At 43.8% G+C, this 14,954-nt stretch carries 14 protein-coding genes; 11 read left to right on the top strand and 3 right to left on the bottom strand.

Translation table 11 applies throughout. The annotated features are described in order from the left end of the window. The first annotated feature begins 12 nt into the window (after positions 1–12). The 10 genes from NSS67_RS28845 to NSS67_RS28800 all read left to right on the top strand — a co-directional run bounded on the left by NSS67_RS28845 (position 13) and on the right by NSS67_RS28800 (position 10,650). Positions 13–744 carry a ThuA domain-containing protein gene (locus NSS67_RS28845; RefSeq protein WP_339317192.1) on the top strand — a complete coding sequence of 244 codons (732 nt, stop codon included), beginning with the start codon at positions 13–15 and terminating at the stop codon, positions 742–744. After that, on the top strand, positions 745–1,713 hold the full coding sequence (locus NSS67_RS28840) for a sugar phosphate isomerase/epimerase (RefSeq protein WP_339317191.1): 969 nt from the start codon (positions 745–747) through the stop codon (positions 1,711–1,713). 798 nt (positions 1,714–2,511) lie between these two features. Next, entirely contained in the window at positions 2,512–3,753 is a 1,242-nt protein-coding gene (locus NSS67_RS28835; RefSeq protein WP_339317190.1) for a hypothetical protein, read from the top strand. Positions 3,754–3,840: 87 nt separating this feature from the next. Then, complete coding sequence (locus NSS67_RS28830) at positions 3,841–4,539, top strand: copper homeostasis protein CutC (RefSeq protein ID WP_339317189.1); 699 nt, start codon at positions 3,841–3,843, stop codon at positions 4,537–4,539. Between the two features lie 219 nt (positions 4,540–4,758). Then, complete coding sequence (locus NSS67_RS28825; protein WP_339317187.1) at positions 4,759–5,673, top strand: L,D-transpeptidase family protein; 915 nt, start codon at positions 4,759–4,761, stop codon at positions 5,671–5,673. A gap of 379 nt (positions 5,674–6,052) precedes the next feature. Continuing rightward, a complete protein-coding gene (locus NSS67_RS28820) occupies positions 6,053–7,903 on the top strand; it encodes an ABC-F family ATP-binding cassette domain-containing protein (protein WP_339317186.1) in 1,851 nt (616 codons plus the stop codon). A gap of 241 nt (positions 7,904–8,144) precedes the next feature. Next, on the top strand, positions 8,145–8,663 hold the full coding sequence (locus tag NSS67_RS28815) for an AAA family ATPase (protein ID WP_339317185.1): 519 nt from the start codon (positions 8,145–8,147) through the stop codon (positions 8,661–8,663). Between the two features lie 27 nt (positions 8,664–8,690). Beyond that, positions 8,691–9,230, top strand: a complete 540-nt coding sequence (locus tag NSS67_RS28810; protein ID WP_339317183.1) for an RDD family protein — start codon at positions 8,691–8,693, stop codon at positions 9,228–9,230. A gap of 129 nt (positions 9,231–9,359) precedes the next feature. Next, positions 9,360–9,794, top strand: coding sequence for a MarR family transcriptional regulator (locus NSS67_RS28805; RefSeq protein WP_339317182.1), 435 nt, complete (start codon positions 9,360–9,362; stop codon positions 9,792–9,794). A gap of 46 nt (positions 9,795–9,840) precedes the next feature. Further along, on the top strand, positions 9,841–10,650 hold the full coding sequence (locus NSS67_RS28800; protein ID WP_339317181.1) for an SDR family NAD(P)-dependent oxidoreductase: 810 nt from the start codon (positions 9,841–9,843) through the stop codon (positions 10,648–10,650). A 76-nt stretch (positions 10,651–10,726) separates the two neighbouring features. Here the strand turns inward: NSS67_RS28800 and NSS67_RS28795 are convergent, their stop codons facing one another. From NSS67_RS28795 to NSS67_RS28785, 3 genes are read right to left on the bottom strand one after another with little or no spacing between them, the layout of a single operon-like run. Continuing rightward, entirely contained in the window at positions 10,727–12,997 is a 2,271-nt protein-coding gene (locus tag NSS67_RS28795; RefSeq protein ID WP_339317180.1) for a carboxypeptidase-like regulatory domain-containing protein, read from the bottom strand. Further along, positions 12,987–13,343 carry a hypothetical protein gene (locus NSS67_RS28790; RefSeq protein ID WP_339317179.1) on the bottom strand — a complete coding sequence of 119 codons (357 nt, stop codon included), beginning with the start codon at positions 13,341–13,343 and terminating at the stop codon, positions 12,987–12,989. Before NSS67_RS28790 ends, NSS67_RS28795 begins: the two co-directional genes overlap by 11 nt. Next, positions 13,340–13,870, bottom strand: coding sequence for a sigma-70 family RNA polymerase sigma factor (locus NSS67_RS28785; RefSeq protein ID WP_339320729.1), 531 nt, complete (start codon positions 13,868–13,870; stop codon positions 13,340–13,342). The genes NSS67_RS28790 and NSS67_RS28785 overlap by 4 nt, the downstream gene beginning before the upstream one ends. A gap of 387 nt (positions 13,871–14,257) precedes the next feature. Here NSS67_RS28785 and NSS67_RS28780 point away from each other — a divergent pair, with 387 nt between their 5' ends. Further along, positions 14,258–14,938 carry a DUF4309 domain-containing protein gene (locus NSS67_RS28780; protein WP_339317178.1) on the top strand — a complete coding sequence of 227 codons (681 nt, stop codon included), beginning with the start codon at positions 14,258–14,260 and terminating at the stop codon, positions 14,936–14,938. Positions 14,939–14,954: the final 16 nt, after the last annotated feature.

Raw genomic sequence — 14,954 nt, 5'->3', positions numbered from 1 at the left:
AGTGTGTCCAAAGTGACCAGAGTAACGGTATGGAATGAATTTCGTCATGAACGGCAGGAAGAGAGAATTCTCAAGGTCTATCCGCAAGGCATTCATGGACAACTGGCAAGTTTCCTTCACGAAGCTGGACTGGACGTAGGGACAGCTACGCTGGATGAACCGGAGCACGGACTAACACAAGAAGTGCTGGATAACACAGATGTACTAATCTGGTGGGGACATGTCGCCCATCAAGAAGTTAGTGATGAGATTGTAAACCGTGTTCACCAAAGAGTACTTCAGGGGATGGGGCTTGTGGTGCTTCATTCTGGTCATATGTCCAAAATATTTATGAAATTAATGGGCACCAGCTGCGATCTGAAGTGGCGTGAAGCAGGGGAGAAAGAGCGCCTCTGGGTCATGGACCCAAGTCACCCGATTGCTGAGGGCATTGGCGAATATATCGATCTGGAGCAAGAAGAGATGTACGGTGCGCATTTTGATGTGCCAGCACCAGAGAGTCTTATTTTTGTAGGCTGGTTTGAAGGCGGCAACGTGTTCCCAAGTGGATCGACCTATACTCGTGGGAACGGGAAGATCTTTTATTTCCAGCCCGGTCATGAATCTTACCCAACCTATTACAACAAAGAAATTCAAAGAGTAATCATCAATGGCGTGAACTGGTGTGCACCAACGAAACGTGATTATCCAGTTTACGGACATTCTGAAGCTTTGGAGCCAATCAAAGAAAAGGTGGTAGTATAAATGAAATTAGGCGTATTTGATCCTGTATTTGGAAGTTTAACTCTCGAAGAGATGCTTGATAAAATTGCTGCTGCTGGTTTGAATGCGGTAGAGATCGGTTCAGGAGGCAATCCCGGAAATGCCCACTGTCCTACGGATGAGCTGCTTGCCAGCGAATCAGCACGTAAAGAATATTTGGAGCAGTTCACGAAACGTGGCATTATGATCAGTGCTTTCAGCTGCCATAATAACCCGATTTCGCCGGATAAAGAAGAGGCTCGTGCAGGCGACGAAATTTTGCGTAAATCGATCAAGCTAGCTTCGCTAATGGGCGTTCCTGTCGTGAACACTTTTTCAGGAACTGCGGGTGATAGTGATGAGGCAAAAGCACCGAACTGGCCAGTTACACCTTGGCCTACCGTGTACAGCGACATCAAAACCTGGCAATGGGAAAATAAGCTGATCCCTTACTGGAAGGAAATCGGTAAGCTAGCCGAGGAGCATGGCGTTAAGATCGGTATCGAGCTTCATGGCGGTTTCCTCTGCCATACTCCGTACACAATCCTAAAGCTTAGAGAAGCAACCTGCGATGCGATCGGTGCGAACCTAGACCCGAGCCATTTGTGGTGGCAGGGTATCGATCCTGTAGGCGCGATCAAGATTCTCGGTAAAGCTGGCGCAATCCATCATTTCCATGCCAAGGATACGTATCTGGATCAGGACAATATCAATATGTATGGTTTGACCGATATGCAGCCTTATGGTGATGTGCAGACCCGCGCTTGGACCTTCCGCTCCGTTGGCTGTGGACACAGCATATCTGAATGGTCGGATATCATGAGCGCGCTACGTACTTATGGTTATGATTATGTGGTCAGCATCGAGCATGAAGATCCGCTTATGACAGTAGACGAAGGCTTTCAACGTGCAGTAACCAATTTGCAATCCATTCTTATTCGTGACCAGCCTCAAGGTATGTGGTGGGCGTAAGGATTACTTTTAAAATGAAAGGCCTTGATTCTCTAGTTTAGAGGATCAAGGCTTTTTTGCGTGTTTATGAGGGCGGTGGGAGCTGCTTAGCTCGGATTAGATTTCGGGTTTGATTTCTGGTTAGCGAACCGTTTTCTTCAACGATGGCAACCGGAATTCGTGCTGCTGTTGATTATTAGCCTTGAGTGCTGACAGCTGACAGCTGACAGCTGACGAATGACGAATGACCACTGACTACTGACTACCGCCTGCTTCGTGCTAGCTCGTGTCGTGTGTTAACGGACTCAGATGCAGCTATTGCCGCATTTTAGGCCTTTTGGAGCGATTTTCGGACCGGAGAGGCGTTATTCGTCATAATTAGGGGGGATTTCGCGTCTTTTCAGTCCAATAAGGCCCCTCGGGTCCGATAGCATCTCAAAACAGCGGAATTATAACAAATAAGGGCTCTGGAGTCCAAAATATAGGCTAGCTATTCTTCGAGGGTGAAACATAGTTAGTTTAGGGACTGGTGCGTCAAATACATTGGGTGGAAATTAAATGATGAGGAATTGTGACAGCGGACGAATATGAAGATGTATATATGAACAAATGTGGAAATGCAGGAATACAGAAATGTGCTAACGGCTGGACTCAGATGCAGCCAATCCTGTGCTTACTAGGACTTTCCTCCGTATATATTCTATTTTTTGTAACAAAATCGTTTGTTATCATATATAAAAAATACCAAATTAATACTATTGTTATGTATGTCTTTATAAATACATATTCCTACCATTCATGAAAACTTCAGGAGGTAAAATGAGAATAATAAAATTCGTACCGATCCTCTATTTTCTAATCATTAACTTACTTATTGTCCTACTGCTGTCCTCTTGTTCAGAGAAAGAGAAGCTTAAGGTAAACTGGGAACCAGATCTACAATATGCGAAGCAAGAGATGCTGCAAAATGAGATAGCTTTAAAAATAAATGACGATCTCGCTAAGACGTTCAGTGCACAAATGGACCGAATCATTAACTTTTTACCGAAATATAAGAGCGACGATCAAGTGAAAATCGATTTATCTAAAGCATTAGCCTCTATAGAACAAGTACATACCAAGCTGGAATACGAAAATGAGAACGTTCTTCCTTTCATAATATACTTGTATAATGAGAAGCTGTACGTTGTAAATACACTTCCACAATACTCTAATATTCTTTTTGCAGAGCTTACAGAGATTAATCATCAACCTGTTGCCAAAATAATGGAAACGTTAAAAGACGTAGTTTCAGTAGATAACGAGCAAGGTTTACTTGTTGAGATTCCTTCACATCTAGTGAGGTATTCCATTCTTCATGGACTTGGAATTGTAGGCGAAGATCAGGATAATTTACCTGTGTCGTTTTTGTTAGAAGATCATACTGAAATTAACATTAGTGTTCCATGGGTCTATCAAGGTGATACTACGCTGCGTTTAATAAATCCTTATAAAGACGATTTGTTATATAAAAAATTGAGGGACTCTAACTATACGTATACGTATCTGGCAGAAGACAATACATTGTATGCTGCTTATAATAGTTGCTCTGAGGATCCTAACTACAGCATGGAACAGTATTCTGATGATATTGTTCAGACTATTAATAATTTTCCAGTGGGAAAATTGATTATTGATTTGAGGAATAATAGAGGCGGGAATTCGGAGGTCATTCAACCTTTACTTGAAAAATTATTGAACATTCCCAAGATACAACATCGGATAGTTGTTCTTATGGGCCGATATAGCGCTTCTTCAGCTATGTCAGCTGCGATAGAGCTTCGTTCTAGACTGAATGCAACATTGATAGGCGAGCCAGTAAATGGTGATCCGAATAAACCTGGCGACATCCGCTCATTCAAGTTGGATGAGAGTGGTTTAAACATAATTTACTCTACGAAAGAGTTTCATATGTTAGATACAAAGGACAAGGGACTGAACCCAGATGTCTATGTAAACACTACGATAGAGGATCTTCGGAAAGGTATAGATCCTGTTATGGAACAAGCAATTAAGTATTAATTGTCGTGAGCAGGTCCTCAGAAGGAGCTCGCTAGGAGAGAATATCAAGGAGAAAATTCCTGAAATGTGAATTAAGGAGAGACAACAATGCTATTAGAGGTAATTGCTACAACATTAAGTGATGCAGTGCTGGCCGAGCGTAATGGTGCTGACCGAATTGAATTGATCACTGGGATTAGTGAAGGGGGATTGACGCCTAGTCTGGGTCTTATAGAAAAAGTACGCGACGCCGTCTCGATCCCGGTTAGGGTAATGGTTAGGCCCCATGCTAGATCCTTTTATTACGATAAGGATGATATAGATACAATGGAGCGGGATATTCAGCATATCGCTTCTGTCGGTGGGTTATCTGTCGTAATGGGCATGCTACGCTCGGATGGAACGGTAGACGAAGAGTTACTCCAAAGGCTGCTTCATGCAGCAAAAGGGTTAGAGGTTACGTTCCATCGTGCGTTTGATGAGGTGCGAGATCAGTTCGAAGCGCTTAAAGTATTGGAGCGTTATCCTCAGATTACCGATATTTTAACATCGGGTGGTCAGAGTACAGCTCCTAAAGGTGCGGAACGTATTGTACAACTAGAGCAGCTTACTTCGGAGAGATCCATTTCTATTCTGGCTGGCAGTGGATTATCTGCGGATGGGTTAAGTGATTTTATAAAACAAACGGGCGTAGGACGAGTGCATTTTGGTTCAGCCGTTAGAGTAGATGGTAGCGCGCTGAAGCCGATAGATCCTGCTCGTTTGCAGGCTGTTCGAAACATTCTGGATAAAAGAAAAGATAACTAGCCTCAGCGTTAATTATTGATTCGTTTCTCCAATACAGTTTTTTTAAATACTAAGCTGATCTTTGGTTATCCAATGGTCAGCTTTTTTGTCGTGCGTTCACTTGGTTACAGTATTGCAATCTCTGCGTCAAATGCTAGGGACGAGTTGAAAAGAATAGGTACAGGTTGGTATGCAACAAATTTGAACCGATTTCGTCTTTATATATGGAGGTGGAGGATATTGGAATTTTTCGTTTCGGGTAACAGGTTTCAATCTTTTTTACTGCGGAATATGAAGCTGATGCTTGTATTCGGGCTTCTGTTCGCAGCTTGTTTTACAGGGGTAGGAAAGGTGGAAGCTGCTGCTGGATCAGATCTGATTATCGTGAACAAAAAAACAAACAAACTCGCGTATTTCAGTGACGGCAAGCTGGTGAAGATTTTTCCAGTAGCAACAGGGAAGTCGAAGGAACTGACACCAGAAGGTAGCTTCAAAATGGTAGTTAAAGTAAAGAACAGACCCTACTACAAAGAGAAAATTCCCGGGGGAGATCCGGCCAATCCACTTGGCGACCGCTGGTTGGGGCTGGAAGTGAACGGGACTTATGGCACGACGTATGCGATTCACGGCAATAATAATGAGTCGTCCATAGGAAAGTATGTTAGCGCCGGATGTATTCGAATGCATAATGATGACATCCACTGGCTGTATCCACAAATAGCTAAGAATACACGGGTAATCATTACAACGAGCACATTAGCTATGGAGAATATCGCCACTAAAAATGGATACGCTGTGGGAAGTAATAAATTTGCGGGAGCTTTTGAGATCAATGGGGCGACTACAAAGCTGAAGGACTCTTTTATTGTTGAAAATTCTCGTGTGTTTGTTCCGTTAAGAGAATCCGTGGCTTTATTGGGTGGAACTTTGCAGAGCGAAGCGGGAACTGGTGCACTGCTAATTACGATAGGCAATCGTACGGTAACACATAAGCCCTTATCCAATAAGGCTATTGTGAATGGTAAATCAGTTACGATATTACCATCACGAAATGAAAATAACCGCTTACTAATTCCGCTGAGTATCTTACCTGATTTATTTGGGATTCAAGTGCAGTGGAATGGGCAAACTCAGGTGGTAAAGATTAAGTTATAACTGTTCTTTAACTTATATTTCTGATAAGAATGGTTGTATACTGTAGTTATTCTAAAAAATTCGGACAATAACGGAGGAACACCGACTGATGTATAACTAACACGTTTCCTAAAAACAGACCATAGAGCTTGTGAAGTGCATATGCACAAGTCACGGAGCACCCGCGCAGGGTGATACGGTCAGGGATACGTGTGTCAGTCGGGGACCTTACGTTGCTTTTATATGAATAGATCTTTCTATGGTTTGTTTAACTCTGCATGCAGCAGGTGAACACGGCCGTAGTCTATTCATGTTATGGTACATTCCCCCATCATACGCTATTCGACCGCAGACCGTTGGCTGCGGTTTTTTATTTGCAATCAAATCGGAGGAATGTAATATGACCCTAATAAAAGCTAAGAATTTACGTAAAGAATGGAACGGGACTCTGTTATTCGAGAAGGTGTCCTTTGAGATCGCGGAAGGAGAGCGTGTGCTCTTGTTCGGTCGTAATGGAATCGGTAAAACTACACTGCTTAAGGGATTGATTGGTCGCCTCAACTTTGAGGAGGGAAGTATATATCATGGCTTGCCACGTGAGGAATGGGGTGTGCTGGATCAGCAGCTAGAAGTATCCGAAGAAGTGACAGCCTTGGATTATGTTCTCGCCGGATCGGCAGAGCTACCTCAATTGAAACGCCGGCTTGAATCCCTCAGTCAGATGTTGCAGGAGGAGAACGACGAGAGCGAAGCGGGATTGGCTGAATACGCCGAAGTGTACGATCAATACTTGCAGCTCGATGGATATGGCTGGGAGGCTAAAGCGGAAAAATGCTTGAAGCAGCTCAAACTTGAGCGTTCGGTTTGGGATATGCCATACCCATCGCTAAGCGGAGGGCAAAAGACACGCGTGCAACTGGCAGCATTGCTAGCCCAGCAGCCGAAGCTGTTGATTCTAGATGAGCCGACGAATCATCTAGATGGAGAAACCATGGAGTGGCTGGAACATTGGGTACACACTTATCCCGGAACTGTGCTTTATGTTTCGCATGATCGTACGTTCATTGATCGAACTGCGACGGCCTTGCTGGAGCTTAGTTCAGAGGGATGTCGTCGGTATTCGGGTGGATACACGCAGTATCGGGAGCAGAAGACGGTGGAGGCGCGAACGCTAGAGGGACAATATAAAAAGCAGGAACTAGAAAAGGAGAAACTGCTGGAGAGCATCAGAAGGTATTCCGAATGGTTCCAGCAGGCACACCGTGCTGCCGGACAGCATGATTTCCTGCGTTCGAAATCTAAGAAGAACGTGTCTCGTCTACATGCGAAGGAAGCTGCACTCGAACGCTTGAATAAGAACCGTGTGGAATTACCACGCGAGACAAGCAAGCTGAAGATGAAGCTGGAGAGTGAAGCGTTTATGGCGGATACTTTGCTGTCACTCCGTGAGATTGATTTTGCATATAAGGGTAGTGTGCCTGTATTGAAAAAATTCAGTTTGTCATTAAATAGAGGGGATCGTCTCGCTATTTTGGGTCCTAATGGTGTCGGTAAGTCTTCTTTATTGAAGCTGATAGCTGGTATTCATAAGCCTACTCAGGGAGAGATACAATTGCATCCGCGGACGAAGATTGGCTATTTTGCGCAAGAACTGGATAATTTAGCGGTGTCATCTACCATTCTGGATAGTTTGCTTGAACTGCCGGGTATGACGCAAACGGAGGCGCGAACGATTCTGGGCTGCTTTTTATTTTCGCGGGAGGATGTATTTAAACGAATTGGTGATTTAAGTCTGGGAGAGAAATGCCGTGTGGCTTTCCTTAAACTATACTTTGGAAAAGCTAATCTACTGGTACTGGATGAACCCACTAATTATCTGGACATTGACACTAGGGAGCGTGTAGAAGAAGCGCTTATGGTATATCCGGGGGGACTTGTGATGGTCTCGCATGACCGGTATCTTCACGCTAAAGTAGCTAATCGTTTGGTAATACTGGAGCCATCTCAGACACCAAAGTTTTTTCAAGGTTCTTATGAGGAATACATCTCGAAAGACAGAAGCCGAATTCTTACCCGTAAAGAACAGGCCCTTGAGGATGATCTTGTGCTTCTGCAGCTGCGTCTGAATCAATTGATCCAGAGCGGGAGTAGGGATTCGGAGGAGGAGAACGAGGCGTTAATGGCGGAAATCGTTAATCTGAGAGCGCAGATTCAGGAACTACTGGGAAAGAAAGAAACTACACCATCATAAGGAAGAACCGACACCCACATAGAGAAGAACCGACACAACCCTAGCACAGGATAGAATGTATCTTGGGCTAGGTTGTTTTTTTAGCTTGGAAAGTAAATAAGGAATCGAATGTTCCGATAGGAGTTATTAGATGTAAGGTGTATAATTTGGGTTAATATGGATATCTGTTGGGGAAGAGGAGATAGAGAGGACGGTTAATAAAGATGATTAAACACCTGCCGATAGGGCTCAGCCTGAGCCTATGAGGATTAGAATTATCGGGGCCTGTGGAAGTGGCAAATCCTATATCGCTAGAGAGTTGTCTGAAAAGTTTGGTGTGGATTATTACGAAACAGATAATTTGGTTTGGGATAGAAGTGGCGAGAACCTCCGTTATTCAGTTGAAGCAAGGGATGCGCAATTGGAAGAAATCCTCGATAAGCCCTCATGGATACTGGAAGGTGCGCATTATAAATGGGGACAAGAGAGCTTTAAAAGAGCAGATTTAATCGTTATTCTGAACCCTAATAAAGTAATCCGGGATTTGAGAGTCATTACAAGGTTTATAAAGACAAGACTGGGATTCGAGCAAGCGAATTACAAGCAATCGTTTAAGAATTTGTATGTGATGATTTTTGAATGGAATCGGGGATATGATCAGGAAGCCATACATAGAATAATTGAATTAACGAATAATTTTTCTGATAGACGGGTGATTCTAAAGGATAATAAGGAACTGGAAACCATTATTGAAGAGCGGATAATCAGGATGAATGAATAAACTATGCATAGAGAGTGAGGCCCTAATATGGATAAGTATAAAGTTGAGCGTTTGGAACAGGAGGATTTCATAGGCTTTTGGAAAAGAGTTCTGGCTACCATTCTTGATGTCCTTATCATTCTGATACCTGCGGTTATTGTATACTGGATATTCAATTCATTAGCTGTATCCTTGCACTCGGAAATTCCCATCATCTTTGAGTATATTTTATTCGTCGTGTTTGATATTTTTATGATCGTTAGATTTGGCGGATCGCCTGGAAAGTTGGTTTTAAAGATAAAAATTGTCAATCAACAAGGGAATATCCCAACGTTGAAGGAAGCTCTAATTCGAAATATTTTCCGAATCATTAGTACGATTTTTTCAATGATTGTTGGCGTAAGCCTCTACGATCTCACTGTGATTTCCACCACCCTTAACTTATGGGCACCTTTAGCTACTGACCTCAGTAAAATACTTGGCCCCATCATGATCGTAGATTATCTATTTGTCGCATTTTCTCCCCGTAAACGGGCGCTGCACGATATGATGGCTGGTACTTATGTTGTTGATAAAACCGCAATCTAAAGGATGCTTTTATAAGCATTCTTTTTTTAATATTAAATATTTTACTGTTAAACAGTTTACTGTTAAATATATTAATGTTAAGATAAATACAGAAGTAGTCAATGATCATGAACGTCAAAGGAGGATGTCTTGGAAAACCCAGATATTTTTAGACTCATACATGCAGTTGAATTATTTACGAATGAAGTTATTGTTCGATGGATGAATGCCTTTGACCACAATATTGGGATATCTCCTGTTCTCGTCTTGGCAGAGTTGAATAAAAAGGGTCCGCAGAAGCAAACTACCTTGGCTAAGAAACTAGGTTATACGCCGGGAGCTATGACGAACATTGCCAATCGCTTAATTAAGCAGGAAATGGCCGAGCGCAAATATAACGAGGATGATCGCCGAAATGTACTGCTCGCTATAACCGACAAAGGTAAAGATGTACTGAAGGAAGCACAGTTAAAAGGGCAGGAGCTCCGAGTTGAAATGTTTCAGAAGCTCAATGAAGAAGAACTGCGACAATTGTTAACAATCTATGAAAAGCTGTTAACGAGCTTTGATAGCTCTGAAACATAAACGAAGTCATCTAAGAATCTTAATTACATTATAAAGGGGTATGAATATGAGAAGAGTTCAAGGTAAGGTTGCACTAGTAACTGGAGGCGCTTCGGGTATTGGCTTATCAGCCGCTACTTTATTGGCTAGAGAAGGAGCCAAAGTTGTCATCGCCGATTTTAATGTAGAGGCTGCCAAAGAAGCGGCGGCTAAGATTAAAAGTGAAGGCGGGGAAGCAGAAGGTCTTTTCTTGGATGCATCCCAAGCGGATTCGATCAAGGAAGCCGTTGATTTCACAGTCGCTCAGTATGGCACGATTACAGTTTTGTTCAACAACGTAGGTCTAACTAATTTGCAAAAAGACCTAGATGTGGTCAACATAGATTTGGAAGAATGGGATCGCCTGATGAACGTGAACACCAAAAGTGTTCTGTTAGGCAGCCGGTTTGCCATCCCGCATATGATTAAAGCGGGTGGAGGCTCTATCATTAATACAGCTTCGATGTCAGCATTTGCAGGAGATTCATTGCGTACTGCTTATGGCTCCTCCAAGGCTGCTGTGGTGAACCTTACTCGTTACATCGCTACACAATATGGCAAAGACAAAATCCGTTGTAACGGCGTGGCACCAGGGTTGATCCTAACTCCTGCGGCTGCAAGAAATATGCCACCAGCGGTATTGGATATTTTCCAAAAGTTCAACGCGCTTCCTTACCACGGTGAAGCCGATGATATCGGTAATACTGTTTTGTTCCTGGCATCGGATGAATCTAAATTCATCACAGGCCAAACGATTGAAGTAGAGGGTGGTCACTATATGTCCAACCCAAGTATTACAGACTTCCAGAATTACATGATGGAAGCTAAAGGTAACTAATATCGTACATCATTAAAAATCCGGTCCAATGCTCGTGTTCAACGAGCGGGACCGGATTTTTATTTGTTTCAATCGGTTAGCTTACCTCTTGAACGGCTTGCATAAAGGTCTTCAGAGCGGAGGACTTTGCCCCTTCGATCCATTGCTTCAAAGTATCCTTCTGACCATTTACATACCACCCGAGTTTTTCTTTCAGTTCTTGGTCAAAGTTATTAGGCTGTTTCGTTCGCTCGGTTATGAGCTGTTTAACCATTTGTGGCCAACGATACCCACTATGACCAAAGCTGTGTTCAGGGTAACGCTCAGCCAGTGTCATTGCAGAAGAGAGGGACTCACCAGCGTATAATTCTACCGCCAAATAGCTGCCAATAAAACGATGGCTGTTATCGAGCTCTATAGCCATAGCGAATTGCTCACGGGCTTCTTCTATTTTGCCTTGATGCATGAGAGCTACGGCGTGAATAGAGAGTACATAACCGTTATCTTTGGTTTGGCTTAGCTCGTTGGAGCGGGAATAAAAATCGCTATATGACTTCCAGTCCGCATGATCAAAATAGTACTGCGACAATGTGAAGGCGTAGTTAGAAGAAGGATGCAGCTGCATGAGCTTTTGGAGTAAAGGAATCGCCTGATCTTCTAATGAGTCATCCTTCGTGATGGAGGATTTGGCGAGCAACAGCTTCACAAGCATGTGCAGGGCATGAGCATTCTGTGGATCATCGGCAACGTTTTGTTGGTACATTTTTAGTGCCTGATCCGGTTTTTTATCCAGTAAGAGTTGGTCAGCCGTGGTAAGCTCTCTTTCCTTAAGATAAAAGAATGGCAGATTCGAGGCGGTGTCTTCGTTCAACCTGTAACCATTACTGCGGGTAATAAGGCGTCCATCTGCATCGAAAGCTTCAATATTCCAAGAAAAGCGCGCTTCAGGATTCATGAACACGAGAAAAGATAGTGGATCAATCGATTCAAAGCCTTCTCCGCCGCTGCCGTAGGAGAAACCACTGTTGTAATAGAGTTCATCTACTGGAATGGAGACTTGATTATCTGTAATGTGGTCCCGAATCTGCGAACTGAAGGAGCTCCCCACCATCGAGACCCCTCCGCTTAAACGATAGTAAGCTGCATCTTCAACAGCTTGCCAGCGGAATTCTACAGTCTGATCCGTTATCGTCTCTTGATTAATAGGAGACTGAAGCTCAAGCAACGGTTGTAGAACAATACTCTCATTTAACGTGTCACCCGGTTTAACTTCAATCCAATCATCATACTGTATTGGCCAAGTCCAGCCGTCGATCTGATCATAGCTAAGTCCAAGCTGCAATTGATAGAAGCCCGGAATCACACCGTGAAATTCGAAACGCCCTTCATCGTCGGTGACGATTAGATACGGTTCAGCAGCAGTAATGCTGTGATGAACCTCGCTTTCAGCACGGAGAAAAATACCTGCACGTGAGACCGGAGTTCCATCGCTACGGGTCAGGGTTCCAGATACGACTGCAGTCGAGTTACTTCCCATACCTATAGCCGACTGAATTGCGGATCGGAGCGCTTCTAGCTGCATCTCAGTTTCTGAAGTTCCTATCTCTGGCGCTGAATTTGATGATGAGCCTGATGCACCACTGTCTGCGGTAACACCCAGCCAGAATTTTTTGTAGCTCTCCAAGCCCTTGGTTACTACGGTAAGGGCTTCCTGTGCTTCGCCCTTCGTGAAGAGAAGCCGTCCGGTAAGCCATGCTTTCTGTGCATCTAGATTTTCCTGATACTCGGATGGAAAAGTGGTTTGTTCAAGAATAGTTTCAGCGGTTGTTATATCGCCACTATTTAGGGCTCGCTCCGCGCGAAGGAGCGCTAGTTCTTTTGCCAAGTGAGAATTGCTGTTTATCTGTTTCGCCGCGGTGATTAGCGCTTGATCTCCGTCGTCTTTACGACCAAGAGCATCATATTCATAGGCAAGCAGCTTAGCCGCGAATATACGTGTATTATCCGCAGGACCATCAAGGATGTATTCCTCTAGCAAAGCGATTTTATCCTCTGGCAGCAAATCTGATGAATGGGGTTCATCATGATTCCACTGACTCATAGTGGTACCGATATTAACGTTATATCTATACGGATCGTAGCCGTGCTCCTTATCGATAATGTTTGTTTGAATAAGCTCCATACGTTTACTTCCAGTTGTAGATTCCAGCTTTTGCAGAAGCTCTGTGCGGGCTAAGTTAGATTGAATAGCTGGGCTTTCCTCCATTTGTGCTTTTGAGGAAGGTAAGAAGTTAAATAGAAGAATGAGCAGGGAAGCCGGAAGCAGCACGAATGACACCAGATGTTTGACCTTGATCTTAATTCTCATGGTTCTTCACCGCCTGCTCATAGATATCCATCCAGTACGTATTGCCTCCGGCCTCAATAAGCTCCCGGTTCGGATGTTGCTCTACGCTTTGTTGTGGCTGATGTTTAACTTCTGGGTGATGCAATGTCAGCGAAACGACTAGAATAATAGCACCAATCGCGCCTATAGGTTTGACAGGGATTTCAATCTCCTTATTCCATAGTGCCAAGAGACGGGCTCCAAAGGTTGGAGGGTGGGTCATTTTGAGGACGTGTTCGTGTCCTTCGAAGTGGATGGGTTGTAGTTCTTCATCTAGCTGTTGCTTGATAGCTTCGCGTTCCGTATTCTCCGTGTTCCCCGTATTCATAAGAAATGTCCCTCCTTCTCCAACATCTTTTTTAAGAGCGCCCGGCCTCTGGCGAGTCTGGATTTGATCGTATTCTCAGATATATTTATTTGCTCAGATATTTCGCGGATGTTCATCTCATGAAAGTAATATAACGTCAGACATTCGCGGTATACATAATCGAGATTTCTCATGGACTCAGCGAGTCTAACATTGTGCCATTCCACCATAAAAAGCTCTTCTGCCCCAGCAGTGAAGCCTGCATTATCATTGGCTTGGAGCTCTGACCCACCCGATGGAAAAATATTACGCCAGCTCCACGTCCGTTGCTTCATGCGGCAGCGGTTGACTACGATGCGAATGAGCCAAGCCTTTAACCGTTCCGGATCCTGCAACTGACTCATTTTGGCATAGGCTTGAATGAAAGTATCTTGCACCGCTTCTTCGGCACTTTGTCTATCTTTGAGCAGTAAGCAAGCAGTTCGAAGCAGCATATCCCCATAGTCGTCCATTAACAGGCGGAGAGCTGACTCATCCTTTGCTTTGATTCTGTCGATAATATTCAGATGAAGCTCCCCTCCCTTTACTAATAAGATGCGACTTGGAGGATTAAGGTTGCGTTTATGTGGAATATTTTTACTAAGGTGGAGCTGTGTCCGAAGATGTGCCCACGATTGCACTTTGTACATTCAAACTAGGGAAGAAACGCCTAATTCGGAGGATTCTTGCGGATTCTGTTGCACGTTTTGCAATGAAGTGCTCCTACGGTGAGGGGTGAGCGCTTAATCTAATTGACGATCTGAAAATTGGGGTGAATAATAGTAGGCACAAGCATTTCTTGTCCAGTGCAACTTTTTCATTGTTCTATCGGTCTATACAATCAGTTCCATTTTTTGCAAGATGGCTTTGAGCGAACCTACTAAGGAGATGACATCATGTCAGCACAGATTAAATTTTTAGCAGCCTCTATTTTGCTCACAGGTATGATTGGACTAGCTGGATGCAGCTCGAACAATGAGCAAGCTAATTCAGCCGCCCCAACCACAGCGCCTACTGAAACGGCTGTAGCAGCAACCTCTGAGCCGGAAGTTAGCCCATCAGCCAGCCCTGAGGAAACTGCACCAGCAGCGGCTTCCTCCCCTACGGAGACTAATAAAGATACAGCCAACGAAAGCAAGCAAAATAGTGAAAAACAGCTTAAAGAATTACTTGCGCTTGCCAAAAAGGGTAAGGTTCCCGGTGTTAAATATGCTGCACATACTGGACTTATTGATGAAGTAGAAGGGGACTGGGGTAAGCCGGATCAACAAGAGTCAGCAGGTAAAGGCATTTATGCTACATACACTGACAAACATGTTGTATTTGGATTTAACAAAGGAAATTTAATTTTTGATGTTCGTTCCAGTGATTCTGCGCTGCAAAAGCTAACACTGAAGGAAATCGAGGGAACGCTCGGTGAGCCGGATGATACCAAGGTGAATGGCGAGGATAAGATTTACACTTATCAAGCCAATGATCAATACCAGCTAAAATTCATTATTCCAAGCTCAACCGGTACAGTGGGTCACATCTCCGTGTTTAGTGAACAGGATTCCATTAATCTTATGGCTGAGTAAGTAACCAGTTTAATAA

Source organism: Paenibacillus sp. FSL R10-2734 (genome assembly GCF_037963865.1).
GTDB lineage: Bacteria > Bacillota > Bacilli > Paenibacillales > Paenibacillaceae > Paenibacillus_AQ.
Note: the sequence above shows the minus strand (reverse complement) of the source record. Positions and strands in the feature narration are given on the sequence as shown.

Excerpts from the sequence above, each read along its gene's own strand:
- NSS67_RS28840 (WP_339317191.1), top strand. The coding sequence starts at position 745 with ATGAAATTAGGCGTATTTGATCCTGTATTTGGAAGTTTAACTCTCGAA.
- NSS67_RS28835 (WP_339317190.1), top strand. The coding sequence starts at position 2,512 with ATGAGAATAATAAAATTCGTACCGATCCTCTATTTTCTAATCATTAAC.
- NSS67_RS28830 (WP_339317189.1), top strand. The coding sequence starts at position 3,841 with ATGCTATTAGAGGTAATTGCTACAACATTAAGTGATGCAGTGCTGGCC.
- NSS67_RS28820 (WP_339317186.1), top strand. The coding sequence starts at position 6,053 with ATGACCCTAATAAAAGCTAAGAATTTACGTAAAGAATGGAACGGGACT.
- NSS67_RS28815 (WP_339317185.1), top strand. The coding sequence starts at position 8,145 with ATGAGGATTAGAATTATCGGGGCCTGTGGAAGTGGCAAATCCTATATC.
- NSS67_RS28810 (WP_339317183.1), top strand. The coding sequence starts at position 8,691 with ATGGATAAGTATAAAGTTGAGCGTTTGGAACAGGAGGATTTCATAGGC.
- NSS67_RS28800 (WP_339317181.1), top strand. The coding sequence starts at position 9,841 with ATGAGAAGAGTTCAAGGTAAGGTTGCACTAGTAACTGGAGGCGCTTCG.
- NSS67_RS28795 (WP_339317180.1), bottom strand. The coding sequence starts at position 12,997 with ATGAGAATTAAGATCAAGGTCAAACATCTGGTGTCATTCGTGCTGCTT.
- NSS67_RS28790 (WP_339317179.1), bottom strand. The coding sequence starts at position 13,343 with ATGAATACGGGGAACACGGAGAATACGGAACGCGAAGCTATCAAGCAA.
- NSS67_RS28780 (WP_339317178.1), top strand. The coding sequence starts at position 14,258 with ATGTCAGCACAGATTAAATTTTTAGCAGCCTCTATTTTGCTCACAGGT.